General features: G+C 55.2%; 20 protein-coding genes and 1 pseudogene. 13 read left to right on the forward strand and 8 right to left on the reverse strand.

The annotated features are described in order from the left end of the window. The 4 genes from Pan97_RS18045 to Pan97_RS18060 all read right to left on the reverse strand — a co-directional run bounded on the left by Pan97_RS18045 (position 1) and on the right by Pan97_RS18060 (position 3405). Positions 1-276 (reverse strand): hypothetical protein, encoded by a 276-nt coding sequence (locus Pan97_RS18045; protein ID WP_144974962.1) that lies wholly within the window; start codon positions 274-276, stop codon positions 1-3. 11 nt (positions 277-287) lie between these two features. Beyond that, positions 288-716 carry an RrF2 family transcriptional regulator gene (locus Pan97_RS18050; protein ID WP_144974964.1) on the reverse strand — a complete coding sequence of 143 codons (429 nt, stop codon included), beginning with the start codon at positions 714-716 and terminating at the stop codon, positions 288-290. A 6-nt stretch (positions 717-722) separates the two neighbouring features. Then, complete coding sequence (locus Pan97_RS18055) at positions 723-1541, reverse strand: phosphoadenylyl-sulfate reductase (protein WP_144974966.1); 819 nt, start codon at positions 1539-1541, stop codon at positions 723-725. Positions 1542-1770: 229 nt separating this feature from the next. Beyond that, entirely contained in the window at positions 1771-3405 is a 1635-nt protein-coding gene (locus Pan97_RS18060) for a cation:proton antiporter (RefSeq protein ID WP_144974969.1), read from the reverse strand. Positions 3406-3681: 276 nt separating this feature from the next. On the opposite strand from Pan97_RS18060, the gene Pan97_RS18065 reads away from it, so the two are divergent. The 7 genes from Pan97_RS18065 (at position 3682) to groL (ending at position 10159) form a co-directional block, all read left to right on the forward strand. Next, positions 3682-5175 carry a rhamnulokinase gene (locus Pan97_RS18065; protein WP_144974971.1) on the forward strand — a complete coding sequence of 498 codons (1494 nt, stop codon included), beginning with the start codon at positions 3682-3684 and terminating at the stop codon, positions 5173-5175. A gap of 176 nt (positions 5176-5351) precedes the next feature. Then, the gene (locus Pan97_RS18070; RefSeq protein ID WP_144974973.1) at positions 5352-6395 is read left to right on the forward strand and encodes a Gfo/Idh/MocA family protein; all 1044 of its coding nucleotides are present in this window, start codon (positions 5352-5354) and stop codon (positions 6393-6395) included. 9 nt (positions 6396-6404) lie between these two features. Beyond that, on the forward strand, positions 6405-6698 hold the full coding sequence (locus Pan97_RS18075; protein WP_144974975.1) for a hypothetical protein: 294 nt from the start codon (positions 6405-6407) through the stop codon (positions 6696-6698). A 130-nt stretch (positions 6699-6828) separates the two neighbouring features. Further along, positions 6829-7137, forward strand: coding sequence for a hypothetical protein (locus Pan97_RS18080; RefSeq protein WP_144974977.1), 309 nt, complete (start codon positions 6829-6831; stop codon positions 7135-7137). 372 nt (positions 7138-7509) lie between these two features. Further along, positions 7510-7800: a hypothetical protein gene (locus Pan97_RS18085; protein ID WP_144974979.1), complete on the forward strand. Its 291-nt coding sequence runs from the start codon at positions 7510-7512 to the stop codon at positions 7798-7800. A 342-nt stretch (positions 7801-8142) separates the two neighbouring features. Further along, a complete protein-coding gene (locus tag Pan97_RS18090; RefSeq protein WP_144974981.1) occupies positions 8143-8475 on the forward strand; it encodes a co-chaperone GroES in 333 nt (110 codons plus the stop codon). Positions 8476-8545: 70 nt separating this feature from the next. Next, a complete protein-coding gene (gene groL, locus Pan97_RS18095) occupies positions 8546-10159 on the forward strand; it encodes a chaperonin GroEL (protein WP_144974983.1) in 1614 nt (537 codons plus the stop codon). Positions 10160-10365: 206 nt separating this feature from the next. On the opposite strand, the gene Pan97_RS18100 is transcribed toward groL, so the two are convergent. Beyond that, the gene (locus Pan97_RS18100) at positions 10366-12453 is read right to left on the reverse strand and encodes a hypothetical protein (RefSeq protein WP_144974985.1); all 2088 of its coding nucleotides are present in this window, start codon (positions 12451-12453) and stop codon (positions 10366-10368) included. A gap of 92 nt (positions 12454-12545) precedes the next feature. Here Pan97_RS18100 and Pan97_RS26325 point away from each other — a divergent pair, with 92 nt between their 5' ends. Next, positions 12546-12911 (forward strand): hypothetical protein, encoded by a 366-nt coding sequence (locus Pan97_RS26325; protein ID WP_165698832.1) that lies wholly within the window; start codon positions 12546-12548, stop codon positions 12909-12911. 570 nt (positions 12912-13481) lie between these two features. On the opposite strand, the gene ppk2 is transcribed toward Pan97_RS26325, so the two are convergent. Next, positions 13482-14396 carry a polyphosphate kinase 2 gene (gene ppk2, locus Pan97_RS18110; protein ID WP_144974989.1) on the reverse strand — a complete coding sequence of 305 codons (915 nt, stop codon included), beginning with the start codon at positions 14394-14396 and terminating at the stop codon, positions 13482-13484. Between the two features lie 97 nt (positions 14397-14493). Then, positions 14494-15474: a LysR family transcriptional regulator gene (locus Pan97_RS18115; protein ID WP_144974991.1), complete on the reverse strand. Its 981-nt coding sequence runs from the start codon at positions 15472-15474 to the stop codon at positions 14494-14496. A 378-nt stretch (positions 15475-15852) separates the two neighbouring features. On the opposite strand from Pan97_RS18115, the gene Pan97_RS18120 reads away from it, so the two are divergent. Continuing rightward, a complete protein-coding gene (locus tag Pan97_RS18120; protein WP_144974993.1) occupies positions 15853-16671 on the forward strand; it encodes a universal stress protein in 819 nt (272 codons plus the stop codon). Positions 16672-16718: 47 nt separating this feature from the next. Here Pan97_RS18120 and Pan97_RS18125 read toward each other — a convergent pair whose 3' ends face one another. After that, on the reverse strand, positions 16719-19739 hold the full coding sequence (locus Pan97_RS18125) for a hypothetical protein (protein ID WP_144974995.1): 3021 nt from the start codon (positions 19737-19739) through the stop codon (positions 16719-16721). Positions 19740-19875: 136 nt separating this feature from the next. Here Pan97_RS18125 and Pan97_RS18130 point away from each other — a divergent pair, with 136 nt between their 5' ends. The 4 genes and pseudogenes from Pan97_RS18130 (at position 19876) to Pan97_RS18145 (ending at position 23512) form a co-directional block, all read left to right on the forward strand. Next, on the forward strand, positions 19876-21627 hold the full coding sequence (locus Pan97_RS18130; protein ID WP_144974997.1) for an arylsulfatase: 1752 nt from the start codon (positions 19876-19878) through the stop codon (positions 21625-21627). Positions 21628-22052: 425 nt separating this feature from the next. Further along, positions 22053-22259, forward strand: coding sequence for a hypothetical protein (locus tag Pan97_RS18135; RefSeq protein ID WP_144974999.1), 207 nt, complete (start codon positions 22053-22055; stop codon positions 22257-22259). Between the two features lie 33 nt (positions 22260-22292). Next, a pseudogene (locus Pan97_RS18140) lies at positions 22293-22607 on the forward strand (FAD-dependent oxidoreductase); the annotation flags it as partial. Between the two features lie 98 nt (positions 22608-22705). Continuing rightward, positions 22706-23512 carry a transglutaminase-like domain-containing protein gene (locus Pan97_RS18145; protein WP_144975003.1) on the forward strand — a complete coding sequence of 269 codons (807 nt, stop codon included), beginning with the start codon at positions 22706-22708 and terminating at the stop codon, positions 23510-23512. Positions 23513-23575 lie beyond the last annotated feature (63 nt).

Below are 23575 nucleotides of genomic sequence, written 5' to 3' on the forward strand. Positions count from 1 at the left end.
TTAGTTACGCACCATGCACATACTGTCTATCAGTTCCCCATCGCGCACGATGGCGAGACCTGCGTTGCCGCGGTTGTTGGCCCAGTCGTCGCTGGGGGACGAGTAATTCCATAGTTCATCCCCCGGCTGCATTTGCTGAAACAGAGGGGCTGCCTGGTTGAGGTAATGATTGGCCACCGCCGCGACTTGCGGATCTTCGTTGTTACAGGTAGCCATGATCTCTTGCAGCGTCGTGGGCGCGGTGAGCCACTCTTTAGGGACTAATTGAGAGTCCATCGAGACCCCTCCTAGATGTAGAACATTTCGTCGGGTTGTTCGGCGACGCGTGCCGCCAGGTTCGCTAGTGTAACCTCTTCGAGGATCTTGGTGCGTGCCTGGCAGATTTGCCCCCACACGCCGCACAGCGCTTCAGTGGCGGGCGTTGGCTTTTGCAGGTTCGATTCGGTCTGGTCGCCGCTGCCTTCGATGACCTGAAAAATATCGGCCAGGCTGATGCGATCCGGGGCGTACGCTAACCGATAGCCGCCGGCAGCACCGCGCGAGGTCAGCACCAGGCCGGCCGCTTTGAGCTGGGCCATGATCTGCACGAGAAACGGCTGGGGAATGCCCTGGGCCTCGACGATCTCGCGCAGGCGAGCCGGTTGACCCGATTCATACCGGGCTGCCAACTGGATCATCGCGATGCACGCGTATTCGGTTTTCGCCGAGACTGTCATGGCTGCCTACGCGTTGGGGCTATCGTCTTCCATCGTGTGCAAACCGCACTCGGTCTTGGCGGTGCCGCTCCAACGACCGGCACGTTCATCTTCGCCCGCCAGCACGGCTCGCGTGCACGGCCAGCAGCCGACGCTGGTGTAGCCTTGGTCGTGCAGCACGTTGTACGGAATGCCATGTTCGGTGATCATTCGCCAAACCCAGCTCTTGGTCTGGTTGGCCAGCGGGTTGATCTTCACCAGGCCGAACTTCTTATCCCAGCCGACGATGCTGGCCTTGGCTCGGTCTTCGCTCTGATCGCGGCGAATCGCACTGATCCAGGCATGCTTGCCTTCGGCACCCCGCTTGAGGACTTTGATCTTGCGATCAAAGCAGCACTGCGTGGGATTCGTTTTATAGAGCGGGCCACCGTGGATTTGTTCGTACTCTTCGACCGTATGCTCCGGTTTCAGCAGTTCGACGTCGATGCCGAACTTCTCGCGAATCTGATCGCGAACGTCGAGCGTTTCCTGAAACTGGTAGCCTGTATCGAGGTTGAAAACCGGGGTCTGAGGGGCAATCTGGGAAAGGAGGTAAAGAATTACGCACCCTTCCGGCCCAAAGGCGGTTCCCATGGTGAGCTTCATGCCGAAACGCTCAGCCCCCCAGCGGATGATCTCTTCCGGCGTGGCCGACTCGAGCCGCGCGGAGGCCTCGGCCAACTCGGCCATAAGCTCTGGCGTAGGCTGTAGCATTTCGGAAGTTGTTTGCTGCTGGGGAGTTACTTCACCGGCCGACATGGCATTCACTTCAATCGGGACCACCGAGGTAAGGCTAGTTACGGACATAGGTTATGCTTCCTATGGGATCATTGTTAACTATTATGACCAACTTAGTCAACAATGGGTTCGATGCTGAAAGATTTCATCGGTTACGGCCCGTAGCGAACTTCAGGTCGATTTATGACGGTTATGAGGATGGTGGGGGAGTTTGAAGTTTTCAGTGTTCCGTTTTCAATGGGACTGGCGCACGCCATCCTCTTACTGAAAACGAAGCTGGTCGCGAAAAGCCAACCACTTAGAACGACTCACTCTCGGCCAGCTTCTCAATCATCCCGATCAGTTGCAGAGCCGTTTGCGATTCTTCGTCGGTCACGTAATCGGCACCCACCAGGTGCAGACGTTCTCGATTCCGCTGATAGCGGCAGCGGGCCAGGATGGTGCAGTGGCGATTCATGGAGCGGATCGACTTGACGATCTGAACGGATGCTTCGTCATCCGGCACGGCGACCAACGCCAGGTTGGCGTGGGCGATCTCGGCTTCTTCCAGCGTCTTGCGTTTGGTTGCATCGCCGGTGACCGCTCGGAAACCGGCTTGAATCAGGGGGTAGGTATTCACTGAGTTCAGGTCAATGAAACGGACATCGGCGCCGGAGGTTTCGATCCGCGAAGCGACCTGCCGGGCAACCGGTCCCACGCCGATGATGACCGCTTCGCGAATTTGCTCGCGAGCCTCGATCGGCTTCTCTTCCTTCTTGGTGTGCAGGGCCGTTTCGTCTCGAAGTTTTCGAACGCCCCATTTGATCAAGCCTGGGGTCAGGATCATCGTGCCGATCGCCAGCACCAGCATCTGGTTGTAATGCGTTTCGTCGATCAGTTGGGATTCCATCCCTTCGGACAGCAGCAGAAAGCTCAATTCGCCAACCTGCGACAATCCCAGTCCCATTAACAATGCCACCCTCCAGTTCATCCCGGAAAGTTTCAGTGCCAAGGCCGCCCCCAAGGTCTTCACGGCGACGATCAACGGGAAACCGATCAGCACCAGCATCGGATCGCGTAAGAGGGCCTGAATATCAAGCAAACCACCCAGCGAGATGAAGAACACGGCCGCGAAACTTTCGCGAAACGGAAGCGTCAGGGCATCGACCTGCTGCGTGAAGCGATTTCCGCCGAGGATCAGCCCCGCTCCAAAAGCGCCGAATGCCGCCGGCAGACCCAGCATATGAGCCACGAAACAGCCGCCACCCAGCAATGCCAATGCGAACAGCAGCAGAAGCTCACGACTACGAAGCATCGAGAACAACGGCAATGCAAAACGATGGGTCACGAACGCCAGGACCGGGATCGTGGTGACGAACAAAAGGGATACGATCGCCAGGCGGATGAACTCGAAGCTGGAGTTCTCGCCGGTCGCGGCCAGCAGAGGAACGGCCAGCATCAGGGGAACGATCGCCATATCTTGAAACAGCAAAATCCCGACGCTGCGGATACCAGCCGGCGAGGAAGCCACGTTCAGCTCGTGCAGCGCGCGGAATACGAGCACCGTGGAACTAAGCGCCACGGCAGCCCCCAACAGCGCGGCCCCTTGCCAGGGAATCCCTATCAACGCGAACAACAAACTGGCCGGCACACTGACGGCGATCAGTTGAATGAAGCCGGCGACCAGGATCCAAGGCCCGACGTGCTTCAGTTCTTCCCACGAGATTTCAGTCCCAATCGAAAACAGGAGGAACAACGCCCCCATTTCCGCGAGATGTTTCAGATCGTGGTTTTCGGTATGCAAGATCTGCAGTCCGCCGTCGCCGATGATGGCCCCAACCACCAGGTAACCCACGATCGTCGAAACGTGGTAATAGCGACAAAACGCACCAGATACGAAGCCTGCTGCCAGGATAACGATCAGGTTGAGTGCCAGGATTTCAAGCGGTTGCACAGGCAATAACCCCGGAGGCCAAAGGCGAAGGTGCGTGATTCATGGTCGTTTTTGTTTCGATCGGACAGCCATTAGTTTTAAGCGGACACGTCTATTTTAGCGATTGGGCAAGCGGGGACTTTCCGAGGAAACTACCTGGAAAACGCTGATTGTTGACGCCGCTTGCGTCTATTAAACTGCAATCCCACTTCCCTCGGAACAGGCGTTACCCCCTTGTCTGCCTGTCTCTGATAATACGGTTCACCCAATCCTGCATCTGCACTAAAAAGTTCAACTATGTCCAACAAGACCTACCTCGCCGTCGATCTGGGCGCTTCCAGTGGTCGAGTTCTCGGTGGCCGATTCGATGGTACCAAGCTGGAACTCGAGGAAGTCCATCGTTTCGAGAATGGCCCCGTTGCCTTCGCAGGACATTTGCACTGGGATCTGTTAAAGCTCTGGCAGAACATCAAAGACGGCCTGACGGCTGCCGGTACGAAGTTTGGCCGAGACATCAGCAGCATTGGCGTCGATACGTGGGGGGTCGACTTTGCCCTTCTGGGACGCAACGACGAACTACTGGGTAATCCGTATCACTATCGCGATCCGCGCACCAATGGCATCTTCGAGCGCGCGTTTGCTAAGGTTAGCCGCGAAGCGATCTTCGCCGAGACCGGTCTTCAGTTCATGGAGATCAATACGCTGTACCAATTGATCGCCATGCGTGAGGCCAATAGTTCAATCCTGGACGCGGCACAACGCTTTCTGATGATGCCGGACATGTTCCACTGGCTGCTGACTGGGGAAAAAGGAAACGAGCTAACCAACGCCACTACCACGCAGTTGTTCAACCCGGTGACCAAAGAGTGGTCTCAGAAGCTGATTGACGGCTTCGATCTACCAGGGCACATCTTCGGCGACATCGTCGACCCAGGCACCGTCGTCGGTCCGCTTCGCGAAACGGTGCTCGAACAGATTGGTCTCAGTGGAACTAAAGTGGTGCGGCCAGGTACGCACGATACGGCTTCGGCCGTGGTGGCCGTGCCGGCGAAGAGTTCGCCAGGGCAGATGCCCAACTGGTGCTACATCTCCAGCGGAACATGGTCGTTGATGGGTGTCGAAACGCCTCATCCGATCATTAACAAGCAGTGCGCCGAGTTTAACTACACCAACGAAGGGGGCGTCTATGGGACGACGCGTCTGCTGAAAAACATTGCCGGACTGTGGCTGGTGCAGGAATGCCGCCGCATTTGGAAGCAAGGGGGCCACGAGTACGGCTACTCCGACCTGGTTCGCATGTCGCAGGAAGCCACGCCGCTGGCTTCATTCGTGAACCCAGACCATCCCGACTTTGCCGCGCCGCAGGACATGCCGGCCCAGCTTCGCGACTTCTGCAAGCGTACTGGTCAAATTGTGCCTGAGGCCGATGGTGCAGTCATTCGCTGCGTGCTGGAAAGCCTGGCCATGCGTTACCGCGTGGTGCATCGCAAGCTGCAAGACCTGACCGGTACCCAAATCGATACCATTCACATCGTGGGTGGTGGAACGCAGAATCAGCTGCTGTGTCAGATGGCCGCCGACGCATGCAACTGCCAGGTGGTTGCCGGGCCGGTCGAAGCGACCGCGATCGGTAATCTCATGCTGCAAGCGGTTGCCTCAGGCGACATAGGCAGCCTGGCCGAGGGACGCGAAGTGATCCGTAACAGTTTCCCGGTGGTGACCTACGAGCCGAAGAATCCCACGATGTGGGACGATGCGTTTCCACGTTTTGAAAAGACCTGCAGCGTCTAAGCCGTAAGTTTTCGCAAGACGTTTTTTTGACGCTGACACGTGCATCGAATCGCTTCTTAGTATTTACTAGGACAATCATCCTGTCCCCTCGCTCCTGTACTCGGGGCAGAGGGGACATAGAATTCCGCACTCGTCGTAAAACCATTCCCACTTCCCACCCGCGCGAGAGAAACACCATGATCAAAGTTGGCATCGTTGGCGTCGGATTTATGAGCTGGATTCATTACCTCGCTTACCAGAAGGTGCGAGGAATGAGCATAGCCGGTTTCTGCTCGCGAGATGCCAAAAAGCAAAAGGGAGATTGGCGAGGCATCAAAGGCAACTTCGGTCCAGCCGGCGAGCAGATTGATGTTTCGAAGATGAACGTCTGTGCCACCTTGGACGAGCTATTGGCCGACGACTCGATCGACATGGTCGATATCTGCCTCCCCCCTGCCCTGCATGAGGAAGCCACGATCGCGGCGTTTAAAGCTGGCAAGCACGTCCTGGTCGAAAAGCCGATCGCCCTGAGCCCCGCCGCCGCCAAGCGGATGCAGAAAGCCGCCGAGAAGAGTGGCAAACTGCTGCTGACCGCCCATGTGCTGCCGTTCTTTGCCGAGTTCAATTTCGCCTTGGAAGCGGCCCGTAGTGGTAAGCTTGGCAAGCTACTGGGTGGGCACTTCAAGCGTTTGATCAACGACCCGACCTGGATCCCCGACTTCTACAATCTGGAGAAGGTCGGCGGTCCCTTATTGGACCTGCACATTCACGATGCCCACTTCATTCGCTTGATGTTCGGCATGCCAACCAGCGTAACCAGCAGCGGCCGCATGCGGGGAGATTGCGTCGAGTACTGCACCACGCAGTTCGGTTTCGCCAATCAAAGCTATGTGGTCACCGCCACCAGTGGCGTGCTGCATCAGGTTGCTCGCAGCTTTACGCATGGATTCGAGATCCACTACGAAGACGCCACGCTGCTGATGGACTTCGCCGTGATCGACGATGCCCCGGTGCTATCGATGCCGCTAACCGTACTGCCCAAGAAAGGGAAGTCAAAGCAACCGAAGCTCAAAGGGGGAGACCCGGTCGATTCGTTCGCCGCCGAGTTGAAGGAAGCTCAGAAGAGCATCGAAGAAGGCAAACCGTCCGACATCCTCGGTGGCGAACTGGCGGTCGATGCCCTGGTGCTTTGCCAGAAGCAGGCCGACTCCGTGGCGAAGGGGAAGACGATTCGGGTTTAGGGAAATCGCATGCTGGAAATCTTTACCGCAATCCTGGGCCTTATGATGATCGCGGCAGGCCTGGTCAATGTGGTGTGCTTCTGTCTGATCATCTACTTGATGTTTCAGGCCGAGGAGGTCATGCTACCGGTCCTATGCATAGTCATGGTCTTTTGCGGCTTGGGCGGTCTGATCGCATTCATCTTCGGCTGGGTGGACGTTGGCAAGTACGATGCCAAGAAGGTCATGCTGATTTGGACCGGCGCGATCGCTGCTCAGATCTTATTGGCATTGTTGGGGGCAGTTGTCATCCCAGAGCCGTAATTCCCGCCTCTCTTTCGCTAGAATTTGGCGAAAACGGTTTGACTGCGCACTTCCCGCAACCTAGATAGCTAAAGCCGAATGTTTCAATGGGGAGCGTTCGCTAAAAGCGCTCTTGGGGGAGAGACATTCAATGGAAGGTATCGCGCTGATTCTGTTGGGCCTTTGCTGGCTGCTCGGGGCGGTCAATATCGTCTGCTTCATTATGGTCCTCGTGAAGATGTTTTACTACGAGGACGTCGGTCTGGCCGGGCTCACGCTGCTGCTGACCTTCTGTTCAGGAGTGGGCGTCTTTCTAGGGTTCGTCGCCGGCTGGATGAACGTGGCCAAGTACGATGCAATGCGGCTGATGGGCTTCTGGACGGCGATCTCGCTTGCCCAATGCATGTTCGCAGTGGCCTACGCGTTGATTCAGTTACAGGCCGAAGGCTACTTCCACTAAATCTCACATCCCCGCCAAGATTGGTTCCTTGCCACCGAATGACTACCATCTGGTCATTCATAAGGGACATGCCATGGAATCACTTGGTCTGATGTTCGAGTTTGCAGGCTGCCTACTGGAATTGTTTTTCGAACTGCTGTTTTGGGCAATCTCCGATCGGGGTCAGCGGGGGCGCTAGCAGCATGTGAATTTGTTCCGATTGTGGGAGCTATACGACCTGGGAACGAACTTTCGCATCAGTTCTTCTTAAATCCCTAGGCAAAGCTTGCGGAAAACACTTGATTGTGGCTAACTCTTGCTGGTACAACACTTTCTTAAATGACGTTTCAGGTTGAAACGTGCTTTCGTCAGTCTAATGGGGGAGTCTACATCATGGCATTTTTGTTTCTCGGCTTAGCCGCCATCCTAGGCATCGTAAGCCTCGTCTGTTTCATCCTGATCATTGTCAAAATGTTTCAGAACGATGATTCGACACTGGGTATCATTTGCATCGTGACGATTTTCTGCGGTATTGGCGGTCTGATCGCGTTTGTGATGGGCTGGATCAACGCAGGCAAGTACAACGCCAGCCAGCTAATGCTGATCTGGACGGGGGCGATTGTCGGTAGCGTGATCCTGAACATTATCGGCTCCGCTCTAGGCGCCGGCGAATTGCCTCAATAGCCCATAAGCGGCACATATAGTCAGCCGAAGGCCGTCCCCGATCAGGGACGGCCTTTTTTTCTGTCATAATGGCAGACGCCCCTCTGACCGCCATTTCTGGCCGACGCGTAGCGAATTTATTTGCACGCAAACCGTTACACAAAAACACCTTACGGCGCGATAGACACTTTCTGGCACGCCAATTGCAAGATTGAGCCCTCACGCAATTGTTCGCGCAACAATGGCAGTCGGGCTCGGTTCAGACTAACCGTGGCACGGACAAGCCAACCGTTCATATCCCGCATCGGCGTCTCCTGGAGTCAGGAGACATAAGCCCCTAGTTTTCTGGAGGAAGGCATTCACATGGCAACGGCTACGAAAAAGAAGGCTTCGAGCACCAAGCAGCGTTTGCAGCCCCTGGGCGATCGCGTTGTCGTTCGTCGCGACGAGCTGGAAGAAAAGACCTCGGGCGGGATCTTCCTGCCAGAAACGGCCAAGAACAAGCCATCGCGTGGCGTGGTCGTGAGCGTAGGCAGCGGTCGTCTGCTGGACGATGGCAGCCGCAGCCCGCTGCAAGTCAAAGAAGGGGACAAAGTCGTTTTCAGCATGTACGCCGGTAGCGACACTTTCACCGTCGGCGACGACGAAGTCATCCTGCTTCGAGAAGACGACATTTTGGCCGTCATCGAAGGCTAGAAGTCGCCTCTTAGGCATTCATTCTCGTATACAATCTCAGACGAATCGAAACATTTAGGAGAAACCATCGATGGCAAAGATCATCGCCTTTGATCAGGAAGCACGCGAAGCCATCCGTCGCGGCGTATCCAAGTTGGCGAAAGCCGTCAAAACGACCCTCGGCCCCAAGGGTCGTAACGTCATCATCCAGAAATCCTTCGGCAGCCCGACCGTCACCAAGGACGGCGTAACCGTGGCCAAGGAAATCGAACTGGAAGACGTCTACGAAAACATGGGCGCCCAGATGGTTCGTGAAGTTGCCAGCAAGACGAGCGACGTCGCTGGTGACGGTACGACGACCGCCACGCTGATGGCAGAAGCGATCTTCAACGAAGGTTTGAAGGCCGTGGTTGCCGGCGTGAACCCGATTCAAATGAAGGCCGGTATCGAAAAGGCCGTCAACGCCATCACCGCCGAACTGAACGGCATGTCGATTCCGATCAAGAAGAAGGAAGAGATGGCCAACGTGGGTGCCATCGCTTCGAACAACGATCGCGAAATCGGCGAGCTGCTGGCCGACGCCATGGAAAAGGTCGGTAAGGACGGCGTCATCACCGTCGACGAAGGCAAGTCGCTTGCCACCGAAGTCGAATGGGTGGAAGGGATGCAGTTCGATCGCGGTTATCTCTCCCCTTACTTCGTCACCAACCCGACCAGCATGCAGGTCGAATTGGAAGACGCCTACGTTCTGGTCTTTGAAAAGAAGATCAGTAACATCAAGGATCTGGTTCCGGTTCTGGAAGCGGTCGTTCAGCAGAGCAAGCCTCTGTTGATCATCGCCGAAGACGTCGACGGCGAAGCTTTGGCAACGCTGGTCATCAACCGTCTGCGTGGCACGTTCGTTTGTGCCGCCGTCAAGGCTCCTGGCTACGGCGACCGCCGCAAGGCCATGATGGAAGACATTGCCATCCTGACCGGTGGTACGGCCATCTTCGAAAGCCTGGGCATCAAGCTGGAAAACCTCGGTCTGGCCGAACTCGGTCGTGCCAAGAAGGTGATCATCGACAAGGACAACACGACGATCATCGAAGGTGCCGGCGATACCCAGAACATCAAGGATCGCATCGCTCAGATCCGTCGCGAAATCGACAACTCGACCAGCGACTACGACAAGGAAAAGCTGGAAGAACGTCTGGCGAAGCTCGCCGGCGGCGTCGCTAAGGTTAACGTCGGTGCGGCGACCGAAAGCGAAATGAAGGAAAAGAAGGCCCGCGTCGAAGACGCCCTGCACGCGACCCGTGCCGCTGCCGCGGAAGGCATTCTGCCAGGTGGTGGCGTGGCTCTGCTGCGTGCTTCGTCGAAGGTCAAGCCAGACGGCTTGTCGCACGATGAAGAAATCGGCTTCAACATCGTCATCCGCGCTTGCCGTGCTCCGATCACCACGATCGCCGCCAACGCTGGTAAGGATGGCAGCATCATCTGCGAAAAGATCTTGGACTCGAAGGGCAACCAGGGCTACAACGCTCTGACCGACACCTACGAAGACCTGGTCAAGTCAGGCGTCATCGACCCAGCCAAGGTCACCAAGACCGCCCTGGCCAACGCCGCTTCGGTCGCCACCTTGCTGCTGACCAGCGATGCTTTGATCGCTGAGAAGCCAAAGGCCGACAAGAAGGGTGGCCACAGCCACGACGACATGTACTAAACCGACTTTAGTACCGCACGAAATAGAAAAGCCCGCCGAGGAGCAATCTTCGGCGGGCTTTTTTTAAACCCAGAATCACATGAGCGTAAAGGGTTTCGGGCTTGTGCGAACCCATTTGGGTATCGTTCCCGACGGTTGCTTTCACAGACTTACCACGTCATTGTTAGCAAAAGTGTCGTAATAGCGGCTTGGTTAGGATATCACGCTTATCTATTTAGTTTCTCTATCTCAACTTGAAGATGAGCGATGTTCAATCCACCTAAACTAACCTCAAGCTTTTCAAGAGCTTGAAAACTCTGATCGCTAATGCCACCATTTGCATTCTTCGGTTGGGTACTGAGGATGTGAGCCGCTAGGATCGAACGGATATTTGATTTACGTTCTTCCTGGTTAACACTCGCATCAACCGCTCGAAAGTTGGGTAGTTGCCATAGCTGGTTCAATCTCTGCTTTTCCGTGCTGTCAAGCCGAGAAAGACGATCGACCAGCATCACTCGGCTTTCATTCCTAGCGCGAAGGAAAGGGATAATAGCCTGAAGTCCCTCTGTGATGTTACGATTACCCGCGTTGCTTCCGTTGCCGACGATGTCGTTGAACACGTTTGAGTACGGTGACAAGGTTCCTCCTTGTCCGAACAGGGTGGCGTTTTCTCGTGCTCGAACTCCAGTAAATCGGTTTTCTACATCGTTCATTTGGTTTCTGATTTGCTGGTCCTTGGCCTGCACCTGGGTATGCATCTGGATGCTTTCCTGCTGCAGTTTGTGAAGTTCTGGAGCCATTTCCTGGGCTAACCCATTGCGGAACACCTGCCCGCGATGCGTGTTGGCGTACCGCTCCACAGTGTCTTGTAGTCTGGCGTCTCTATCTGCTTGGTTGTTAGTAAGAGCGTTATAGACCTCTCCCGCTGCCTGGAAAAAATTATGGGGCAGGTCCAATTGATTCCTCTTATGTTCCAGAAAGACGCAGAGCCCCAAAAGATTGGGAAATGCTGAGTCACGGCCGGCTTGTGCCCCTTGGTCGCCTGAACAATATTTCAATACATCCTTTTGCTCGTTGCTCAATCCGTTGAGTTCGTTATCAAACCGCGCGAGGGCATTGCGTACAGGTACTGGCAAGGCTTGATTATTATTGTTGACGCTGCCTAAGAAATCGCGCAAGTCAGCATGTGCTCGGTCGAGGGGGGCGGATTGTTCGAATATCCTGCCTATTGCGTTACTCTTGATGCTTGCTACTTCATTGCTTTGATCTCTTTGATGCTCTCGATAATCCATCCACAAATTTTCTAGCTGAGACTCAAGTTTTTCGTGCTGTCTTATCAAACGATTCGATCCCGCAAAAGCGGTCGGACCCAACTGGGGTAACCTCGGATCTTCTCGAAGGTTCATCAGGATGTTGACGTTGCTGTTGCCAGCTTCAAAGAGAATCTCTTTGATTGCTTTCGCGACATTCTCTTTGTCTGCGGAATCACCGTCATTGAAAGCGGCAACCATGGCGTCTCTCGCGGCAGAGATTTCATCCAAGGGTGAACCTTGTGCAATCATGCCAAGAATCGCTGCGCGTGCCATTTTCTTCTGCGTATCAGTCGTCCCCCCTGCCCGTTTGAAATCGAACAAGTTGTTAACCGTCTCGGCATCATTCTGCAGGTAACATTGGTTAAGTCGATCAAGTGATCGCGCAGTGGGCATGCTATAGCCATTCAGGATTAGTGCCACTTCCTTGTACTTCTTTGCCCGTTTCCCTGCGTCTTTACTCAGTTGGAATTGGGAGACGGAAGGTGACGGCAATGGGGTATCGAGCGACGGTGCAGAAGCATTTTGTGGTAGCGTTCCATGACGGTTTGCCTGGTTATTACCAAGGCCATTCATGTTAAGGTTGCTGCTGGCCGGGCCGTTCCCATTCAGGTTGTCGCTATTGAGATCGATCGTGTCGTCGACGCTCTTATGCTCGTTGCTGTTCGAGAGGAGAGAAATGCTCGCCCCATTTCCATTGGGGTCGGTGGTGGCGTTCACACTCAAATTCTGAGTGGATGGTGCAACAAAATCGCTGCCGGTGGGCATGTCGTCATTGTTTGACGCCAAGTTGGTGGCGACGTCGTTGGCATCGACTTGGAGAGAACCTTGTGGAGAACCCATGGATTGCATCGGCGTCTGGCTCTGATGATCATCCAGCGGGGACATGTCCCAATCACTCGCGTTGAGATCGCATCCCACGTCGTCAAGATCGTCAACCTCCGATTGGGGCAAGGATATGTAAGTCGAATTATTCTTTACGTCGTCGTTAAAAAAATGGGACATGCTGGCTACCGTTTTGATATAGGAATGGCAATGCTGCCGAAGATATTGAGTGACTAAACAAAGGAACCAAGGGGAAGCATGCTTGCTTGCTCGTGGTTATTGGCTTCGTCTTGACAGAACCCTCTTCCGATCCGCTGAATTTGTTCGCGAAGCTCCAGGGCGCACTCGGCAAAGACCCCCAGTTCTTCGAGAAAGCGCTGGGCATTGAGATACTGCGTTGGCAGTGGTCCGCGAAGGGAAATCGCTTGCGTATTGCTACACCAGACAAGATGGTGAAGCCGGCCAAGCCGATCGACGTTGTCCTTTCGCAGCATAAATCGGGCAGCCGATTCGAACTCGCCTTGGAGGTGCCCGATTCGGGCGACGATGCATCCCATGGGCAGGTCTTCTTGAAACTCGACCGTTATTTCAAGGTCTCGCTTGTAACGCATCGCCAAGAATCTTTCGTCAACGACTGAAAGATTTAGCCGATACTGACAACGCATCTCTTCTACAAGTTGATCGATTTGAGCAGTCATATTATGATGAATTTTATGAATATTTATACAAAGTTATTCACTACAATGGGATTCACACTCGCCTTGGAACAGTACGACTTCATCTCTCCCCCGGCAGCATCGCCACTTGGTAAGCGGCATAGATCCATGCTGCGGAGGGGGAACTTCCGAGTTGACCTAAGAACGTCCTTGTCCGACCTATCTTGCATGACAACGGTTCTGCCGACAGAAATTTTGGTTGGCAGTCGCAACCAGTACACAAGCATCCGACCTAGGCAAATATGTGGGGAGAGCACTCTTGACTCAGAATTAAGTCTTTTCCCCAGAAAGCTTTTCTGCCAAAGAGTTGGCAGGAAAGCCTAATAAACAGGCATTAAAAGCAGTGGACGCTGTGAACTTGCCACAATTCCTATATCAGGCACTGAACCGCCAGTTCGCCACCCCTTTCTCCGTCCATACCCGTTGCGACCTCGTCGACAACTAGAATTCCAAACAACGGCGGGTGAAGCCTGGCTGTTCTCCTGGGATCGATCAATACACCGAAGGCACAATCACATCTTCCGGCAGGGGTTGCCGCTTGTACCCTTCTTCGTGCTCGCGGGGCGGTAGCGAGATTCGCTCCTGCGGGACTTCGGTGTAGGGTAGCTGCTGCAGGAAGTGGTGAATGCAGTTGAGCCGGGCTCGCTTTTTGTCATCTGCTTCGACGACCCACCAAGGGGCTTCTGAGAAGTTCGTGCGGGCAAACATCTCTTCCTTGGCGACGGTGTATTGCTCCCAGCGGCGGCGTGACTCCAGGTCCATGGGGCTGAGCTTCCACTGTTTGAGGGGATCGTCGATGCGACATTGGAAGCGGAACTGTTGTTCCTGATCGCTGATCGAGAACCAATACTTGATCAGGTACATGCCCGACTGGACCAGCATGCGTTCGAACTCAGGGACCGTGCGGAAGAACTCTTCCAGTTGCTGCTGATTACAGAAGCCCATCACGCGTTCGACGCCGGCCCGGTTGTACCAGCTGCGATCGAACAACACGATCTCGCCACCGGCAGGCAGGTGCTGCACGTAGCGCTGGAAATACCACTGCGTCTTCTCGCGCTCGCTCGGAGCCGATAATGCCACCACGCGGCACACACGCGGATTCAGCCGCTGCGTGATGCGTTTGATCGCGCCCCCTTTGCCGGCTGCGTCTCGCCCTTCAAACAGGACGGCCACCTTGGCATTGTTCTCGACCACCCAGTTTTGCAGCTTGATCAACTCGCGTTGCAGGCGAAGCAGTTCCCGAAAGTAGACCCGCCGCGGCAAACGTCCTAATTCGCTCTTTTCATCACGCGAGACGACGCGATCCATCATCGCGTCTTCCAGTTCGGCCTCGAACTCTTCGTCGAGTGAGTCGAGAATTTCCTCGCGTAAACGCTCTTGGTCCTGGCTGGGATCAGACTGGCTCATACGACTTTTCCACGGAGAACGAACGTGAGTAAGGGTGCAGAAATCGCCTCAGGTTATGAAGTCTAACAGAAATGAAGCAGCGAGAATTGTTAATTTACTACGTGTTTGAGGCCTCGGAGCGATCGCCGCTTGCATCGTGCTCGTGCTTGAGATTCGTGCGGTTCCGAATATCAAAGAGGATCTTCGGTGCTTCTTCCGAGATGGCCATGACGACGGGATGCAGCAGCTTCCGCTGAGCGGTGATGGCGAAAAAGTGGCTTCGCACCTCTTCCAGAGTTCCCACAAGTTCGACGTTGTATTGCCGACGGACCTGATCCAAAACCGCCGCAGGCGTGGGGAATACGCCTGCCCCGCCGCTGCCGAATTCTTTCAGCATCGCGCTATCATCGAATTGAGCCACGATCTTCGGACAGATATCGTTCTCATCAAACCACCGATCGAGGTTGCGCCGCAATTCGGTATGGGGAGAAGGCAGTAACAAGGGAGCACGCTGTAGCGACCGGGGAAAGTCGGTCCGCAACTGCTCGGCCATCGACTTGACGGCACAAAATGCGATCGCGCAGTCTCCCAGCGGATGATTGAAACAGCGCTTGTGACCATCGGTCGAAATCGAACGATCGGAGATGATCAAGTCGTGCCGATGGCGGGAAAGATCGTCGACCAACTGTTCCATGGGGGCTTCGTGGTAATCGATCTGAACGGGCTCGGGAAACCTGAGAACGACTTCTAACAACCGGTAGGTGATCAGCTTGGGTACGTACATCGGAACACCCACACTCAGCCGCAACGACCGCTGCGATGGCATCCCACGCAGGCTGCCTAGCATCTCCCGACCGGCCGAGAAGATCTCGTCGGCATACTCGAAGACGGTCGAGCCCACATCGGTCAACCGAAGCTCCCGGCCGCTTCGATCAAGCAGTTCGTGATTCAAGGACTTCTCGAGCTTTTTAATCTGGGAACTCACGGTTGGCTGCGAAAGATGCAAGTGATCGCAGGCCGCTGTGATGCTTCCCTGACGCACGGCGACCCAAAAATAGAACAAGTGCAGGAAATTGAGATCCTGGAGACGCTCGATCATCAGTTCATATGTCCCATGTTCCCGCGAGTGCCGCGTAGGGAGGGGGCATCTTCGGGAGTTCTATGCAGCTGTAGCTCTTAGGGGTGCTTGCTCATTCTAGCTATCAGCACCTATTTGTACGCGACTGACTCGCCAATTGATCAAGAAAAGGGGACAGTTTTCGTCCCCTGGCTTGCTGGCATAGAAATTTTAAATGCCTACCCAAGAGAGACGCCACCATAGAAATTTTGAATGCAAATCCATGAAAGAAAATAGTCGTTTTCTTGGCCCAATCTTCCGTATAAATCCATAGACCGGCTGCCACCCTCCGGTTGCCGGCACTTGCTGGCCGTATTTGTGATTGACCGTTTTTTGGGCCGACCTGAGAGAGGCTACTCCGTGTTAAAGCGAGTGCTACTTCACTTAAACGGTTCCTTTGGAGTCGACCAGGCTATTGAACTCGGAGCGAGAATCTCGCAGCGCACTTCCGCGAGACTGCGCGGCCTTTCGATCCTAGATACTAGTGGACTGCAATACGCTGGACACTTGGTTTCCGCGGCCCACGCCGTTTCCGAGTCGCGCCGAATCGCTCATGCCGAGCGAAGACAGATGATTTCGCACCAGCAAATGCTGCACGTCGGTCAGCGTTACCAACTTGATTTCGACACGCTGGGAATCGAAGGGGATCCGATTCAAAGCCTGGTCCGCGAAGCTCAGTACTACGATCTACTGATCACTCGTTCGTCCGAGCATGCTCGGCAACTGCCTGGCGAATTGAGTGCATTCGAACTGCTCGATGTTGTCATTCAAAGCCGCCAGCCGGTTTACATTTCGCGGGGAGCGAATACGAACCCTAACCGAGTTTTACTAGTTTACGATGGCAGCGAATCGTCCGCCCGCGTGATTCGCACCTTCCTGACACAAAAGCCGATCAAGAATGCCTATTGCCGCCTTCTCGGCGTTGGTACGGCAGCCGATTCCAAGTCGAAGCTCCTCCCATCGATGCGCGACTATTGCGAGGCCAGGCATACCGATCTCGAAGTCGGTCGTCTTGCCGGTTCACTTCGGAAAGTCCTCATTCCTTACGCCCAGAAATGGGATCCTGACGTCGTGGTCATGGGGGTACCTCGGGTGGCCCGACTTTGGCGAAGAATCCGAGGACACGTTTGTTTGGATTTCCTCATTCGCACGCGGTTCGACCTGTACTTGATGGGATAGCCGCGTCAACCAATCCGTTCCCACTCCCCGTCGATTCGTAGAAGCACTCACTTCGTCGCGCCGGTCGGCTGACGATACAAGACCAACACCGGTTCATTCGAGACCTCGATAGGAACCAATGCCCGATTCGCATCGATGTGTTTCCTCAACCCATCGATGCGAATCACGTCGACCTTGGCGTCCGCCGCGACGCCAAGGTCGACAACTTTTTTGCGTTCGTCGTTCCACACGACTTTCAAGCAAGCTCCCTGATCGTCGACGAACAAATACTCCTGCGTCCCATCGGGGTGTTGCTTCTCTTCCGTGAACTTCTTCACGGCCAGGCTGTTGATTATGTGATAATAAGCCACCGCGTCCAGCCGCGGGTTGTAGTTATTGAACTTACAGTCAAAGACGCAGTGCGCATCGCCGAACTGGCCTCGAGCATTGCCGTCCTTGTCGGGGTACATGATCGTAAACCAACTGACCGTCTCGCCTCCTTCGGCGAAGAAGACCGTACACTTCTTGATCAGTTCGATCGCGACCGCCAGACGAGCCTGCCCTTGGCTGTTAAGACCCAGTTCGGTCGAGTGAATTGGCTTCACCGCGTCGTACTTTCGCATCAGTTGGCGATACTCGGTCATCGTGCGGCGGACGTTGGTGTAGTGCTCGTAGATATGAAAGTCATACGAATCGAGGTAATCCTGATAGCCTGCCTGAAAGTACTCTTCGTTCGGTTCGACCGAAGTTCCGATGACGTGGATCTCGGGATCATAGGCTTTCACCGTTTCATAGACCGCCTTGTACGCTTTCACATTGTCAAGCACGACCTGCCCCTTGCCATGCGGTTCGTTGCCCAGCGCGATCATGGCGAGTCCCTGGTCGGCGTATGCTGCCAGAAAATTCGTCATCTCCTGTCGAAGCGACTCTTCCGTGACGTTCTTAAAACCCTCATCTTCGACCTGGGAACAAGGCGTGCCGGTTACCCATTTGGCATCCAGCTTTTGTACCACTTCCATCCCAGGCAGATGCGGCTTGTATGGGGGCTTGTTCGACCAACCACCCCAGACGCCCATCATCCGCAATCCCAATCGATCGGCCAAATAGAAGTAATCCCCGATTCGACTGTCCCAGTTTCGAATAGTGAATGGAATCTGCTCGGGGCGATACTGCTTGCTCACCGCTTCCGGCAGAACTGCAAACCCGGAAAACTCCGTGATCGGGTCCCCTTCCCCTTGTGGGACCGATACGTGCAGTTCGTAGAACTGCCCAACGTTCAATGTATTTGCATCGAGTGAGATGCTGGCCTGGTATTCCCGCTGACGCTTCCCTTGGGCGGCGGAAAGCGACACATCGCTCGGCCCGACGACCACGTCGCCTCGATAGTCGCGGACTTCCAGACGCAACTGGCGGTCGTGCTGCTCCAATGTCTTCGAGGTAGGTACGGTTACCTGAAACTCGATCGCATCACCGGGGTAAAAGAGGTTTCCTATGGCCTGGGAAGCAATGCGGATACTCTCGACGCTCGGCTGAGCAGGCTGTACGACAAGTCGGGCCGCCGAGAGGTCGTCAATTGAGAATTCGCCATACGTCTTGTTGAGCCGCACGTACCACTGGGCGGACGTTGCCTGGGCCGGAAGTCGAATCCGTTTGCTGACGCTTACCCAGTCACTCTCACCGGAGCCGATCGCCAGCGGAAAGGTCGCCAGCAGTTTCCCGCTCGCATCAAACGTTTTAATGGCGACCGCACCATGATACGAGTTATCCGGAGAATGCAGTTTCGACTGCCAGCGATAGGCGAACTCCCATGTTCCCTCTTGGACAGGAAAAAGCGGACTGGTTGCCAGCGTCGGCTGCTGAAGCTTCCCGAGTGTCCGCCTAAGCGTCAGTTGCGAGTGCATGCTGGCATCACCTTCGCTCTGCCAATTGGATACGTCCCCTTCGAAGGCTTCTTTCCACACGTGACTGGAACGCTGTCCTTCGACAATCGCTTCCATGCGGATGTCCCCCAGGTCCAGATTCATCGATGGCGAATCGGACGACCGAGCGTTGAGCATCACCTCGATCAGCTTGACGGCGCCATGCCACTTGCTATCGTTGGCGCCTCCCCAGTGCTCTCCACCGGCAATCTTCACAGGGTCAATCGTCATCGCCTGCCACTGGCCATCGGCGACCATCGTCAGCCCGTGTCGCTGGTGAGTTTGATCGCTGCTATCGACCAGCCGCAGGGAAAACTCCTTCACCTCGCTGGAACGCACTTGAAGGCGGATCGCGTTGGTTTGTTTGACGTCGAGTGCGGCAAGACGGTTGCGCGCACCAACGTACCGTCCCCCACCGCTGAAATTGGCACTCAGTCGCAGTGAAGACTGCCCATCGGTCGGTCCTTCGATCGCAGCGAGGCTTCCCTTCGCACCGGGGAACTCATTCCCGTTGTTGTATTGCCACGTGCCGGTCCCCTCCTCGCCCAGATCATCCAGCCGAATCGACTTGGCAAGTTCGACCTTCGGCGGAGTAGGCACAAGCATGACATTGCGAATAGAGATGCTTCCTTCGTTCAAAGCTTCGCGGCCAGCCAGGAAGACTAGCAATTTCCCTGGCTGGTGCCACCGGCCATCATTGGCACCGCTCCACTTCTCGTAGCCGGTCACGATGTCCATGGGTGCCCCTGCTTCGAGGGAAGCAAAGTAGCGCGCGACCGGAAAAGTAAATTGCTGCCAGCCTCCTTTGTCCCCCAGGCGAATGTTCAACTGATGGCACTGCCCGCTGCCGTCGATCAGGCGCGTCGTCAACTTCTCGACGCCACGCGGAACGTTCACTTCAAACGATACGGTATCGATCGGCACATCCGGCAAACGTTTAGCTGCCTGGACGTACATTCCGCCGCTGGAGAAATCGCCATGCAGCACGAGCGTCGGCTGCTGTTCCTGTTTCAGTTCGAGGTGCCCGACCGCTCCGGGGAACTCCTTCCCGTTGTCGAACGTCCAGCCCCCCAGCTTCTGCTGAGCATCGATCAGTTGCACTGGCCGTTGGGCGATTGCGAGGTTCGCGAAGTTCAAAAGCAAAACAGTGCAAACGAGTGGACGTAGCATGAAGAAATCTGAAAAAATAGAGTCACGAGCAGGGGAATCCCCCAGGTACTAATTTGACCAGCGGCTTCAGGGCGAGGACAATAGCGCACACTTGAAGCCCACCAACTTATGCCCCTCCTCGACGGAAGGTTTCATCATGCCACGAGTTTTCCCCCTGCTTCTGCTCGCTTTCGGCCTGTTTTTGCCGACGATTGTCCATGCCGCCGATGCTTCCATGCCCAACGTCGTGATGATCCTCACCGACGATCAAGGCTGGGGCGATTTGAGCGTCCACGGCAACAAGAACCTCGCCACGCCGAACATCGATCAATTAGCCAAAGAGGGAGCCCTATTCGAGAACTTCTACGTCTGCCACCTGTGCGCGCCGACACGCGCGGAAATGCTCACGGGTCGCTTTTACGCGCGAACCGGCGTACGCGGCGTTTCGACCGGACAGGAACGTTTGAACGTCGACGAAAAGACGATCGCACAATATTTCAAAGATGCAGGCTACGTGACGGGAGCCTTTGGTAAGTGGCATAACGGGATGCAGTTTCCTTACCACCCCAATGCCCGCGGCTTTGATGAGTATTACGGTTTCTGCTCGGGGCACTGGGGGCACTATTTCAGTCCGGAACTCGATCATAACAACCAATTGGTTCGCGGCGAGGGTTACGTCACCGACGACTTCACCAACCGGGCCATGAAGTTCATCGAAGACAACCAGGACAACCCCTTCTTCTGCTACGTGCCGTACTGCACGCCTCATTCGCCGATGCAGGTGCCGGACCAGTACTACGACAAGTTTGCCAACATGGATCCGGAGATGAAGAACCGGGATCCCAAGAAAGAACAGCTCGGCATGACGCGAGCCGCGCTGGCCATGTGCGAAAACATCGACTGGAACGTGGGCCGTATCCTCAAGAAGCTGGATCAGCTTAGGCTGGCCGATAACACAATCGTCATCTACTTCGCCGACAACGGCCCGAATAGCTTTCGCTGGAACGGCGGCATGAAAGGACGCAAAGGCTCGCTGGACGAAGGAGGAACGCGCGTTCCCTGCATCATCCGCTGGCCCGGTCATATTCCGGCTGATCGAAGAATCGAACCGATTGCCGGGGCCGTCGATTTTCTGCCCACGCTACTCGACTTCGCTGGCATCAAGGCAAAATTCCCCAAACCAATTGACGGCGTAAGTCTGAAGCCGCTGCTCACGCAGGACGAAATCGAATGGGAAGATCGCTACTTGATCGCTTCGCGTAACAATCAAGTCAGCGTTCGCAACCAGACCTATCGTCTTGATAACGATGGCCAACTGTTCGACATCACCCAGGATCGTGGGCAAACCAAGAATGTTGCCATAGACCATCCCGAAGTCTTGGCCCAGCTGAAAAACGTTGCCAAGCAGTATCGCTCGGAGATGCTGCCAACCCAGGACGATCGTCCCTTCACGGTGGGCTATACGCAAAACACGCCATTGCCCGCTCGTGACGGTAACGGCCACGGCAGCATCAAACGAAGCGCCAACGCTCCGAACTGTTCCTACTTCACCAACTGGAAATCGACCAACGACACCGTGACCTGGGACGTGGAAGTGGGCGAGCCAGGCGAGTACGAAGCAATCGTCTATTACACCTGTCCGCAGGAAAACGTGGGCGTCGAGATCCAAGCCGAGTTGCTCGGTCACAAGACCTCGGCCACGATCAAAGAGGCACACGACCCGGAAAGCTACGGCCCCGAGCGAGATCGTTTCGACCGAGGTGCCGAATCGCCGGTGAAAGACTTTAAACCGTTTTCGCTCGGCACGCTCAAGCTGCCTAAAGGACGCGACACGCTGACCCTTTCGGCACTGAAGATCCCCGGTGACGGCGCGATTGAAGTCCGTTACCTGTGGCTGAACAAGAAGTAAATTCCGCGAGGCATCCTATGCTTCAACAGGAACCAAACCCCTATGCTCCGCCGCATGCGATGGCGGAGCCAGTCAGTTTTCAGACTGGCCTGCGAATCTTGGCGTGGTGTTCGTTGTTGCTGCCATACGCGGTCCTACCACTCTTTATGCTGTTGCCTTACTGCGCTTCGGGAATCGTTGGATTTATCCTGTTTATTCCGGCGGTTCCCATGAGTGCTTCGGTGACAATCGGCTCGATTTGCGCTGAGGTTTTTCAACTCGTTCCAACACGTCATAGTTTCTGGCTGATGGGATTCTACATGGTGACAATCCTGTACGAATACGTCACACTATTTGACACGATCTATCCCACCTTCAGTTGGAAGTAATTTCTCTAACGTTCTCCCAAGCTCTCTGCTCCATTTCCCGACCTGGATCTCGCCCGAATGATACCTCGTTATATCCCTGCGTCATTGTTCTTCGTTCTACTGGCACTTCAGTCCCCAGTCTTCGCTCAAGAGGCCCAGCAGTACGACCCGGTGTTATACGGCGGAATCAGCGCCGGCGTAGCGACTGCCGTGCAAGCAAAGCAGATGGGCAAGTCGGTGGTGATCGTCAGCTCCGGGTACGCATTTGGGTGGGCTTTCGCTTAGCGGCTTGTCACGAACGAAGGAACCGTCCAGAACGAAGGGGACGTGCAAGTCGCCACCGGCGGCAGCTACGCCATCAGCTATCGTTCACTGATTCCCAAGCAAGGAGAAGCCACCAACCTCCTTGTCCCCTGCTGCTTATCCAGTTCGCACATCGCTTTCGGCAGCATCCGCATGAAGCCGGTCTTCATGATCCTCGGCCAAAGTTCGGCAACCGCCGCGGCCTTGGCAATTGATCAGGATATCGCTTTGCAAGACCTTCCTTATCCGATTCTTAAGGAAAAACTTGAGAAGGACGGGCAGCAACTTCTTCCATCCGGCGCGCCAAAACAAATCTCGGCCCAAAAGTAATTGGGAACGGGCCCTTCGTTTTGAATTTGTCGGGTAATCCGCTAGTAAGTCTGTTACGATCAGGCTAGGCGAACCTCAACAAATGAGAATGGAAGCAAATGCTTATTCGCGTTGGCTACGAAATTGCCTTTGAATCTCCGCAGCCAGCTCCCATGTTGTTAATGCTTTACCTGCATCCCACACGAGAGCTGACGACTCGGCAACCTGATCAGTTACAAACGACTCCTTCCTTACCCGTTTCCGAATACTACGACATGTACGGAAATCGTTGCGGGCGAATTGTTGCTCCGGCTGGTCGCGTGACCTTTCGCAACACGGCCGTTGTGGACGATAGCGGACTTCCCGATCTGCAGGTCCCTCATGCCCGGCAGGCCGAAGTCCAGGATCTTCCTCACGAGACGCTCACCTACTTACTGGCCAGTCGGTACTGTGAAGTTGACAGCGAACTTAAGGACATCGCCTGGCAACTTTTTGGAAAAACTCCACCCGGCTGGGCGCGCGTCCAAGCCATTTGTGATTTTGTGCATGGGCACATCCAGTTCGACTACATGCAAGCTCGAGCCAATCGCACAGCCCTGGGAGTGTATCGCGAACGTGTGGGCGTCTGCCGCGATTTTATGCATCTGGCCATAACCTTCTGCCGGAATTGCAACATTCCGGCCCGCTACTGCACCGGGTACCTCGGTGACATTGGCGTCCCACCCTCGGCTGACCCGATGGACTTCAGTGCCTGGTTCGAGGCCTACCTGGGTGGGCAATGGTACGCATTCGACGCACGTAACAATACACCTCGGATTGGGCGTGTCCTCATGGCACGCGGCCGCGATGCTGCCGACGTTGCCTTGACGACGACCTTCGGTGTGAACGAACTCAAGGAATTCAATGTCAGGACAGACGAAATCTAGAATCCGCAAAACATCTGGACAACGGTTTGCAGCCGTACGAATGTCCAGAGAGAATAGATAGTC

It is taken from the genome of Bremerella volcania (genome assembly GCF_007748115.1).
Taxonomy (GTDB): Bacteria; Planctomycetota; Planctomycetia; order Pirellulales; family Pirellulaceae; genus Bremerella; species Bremerella volcania.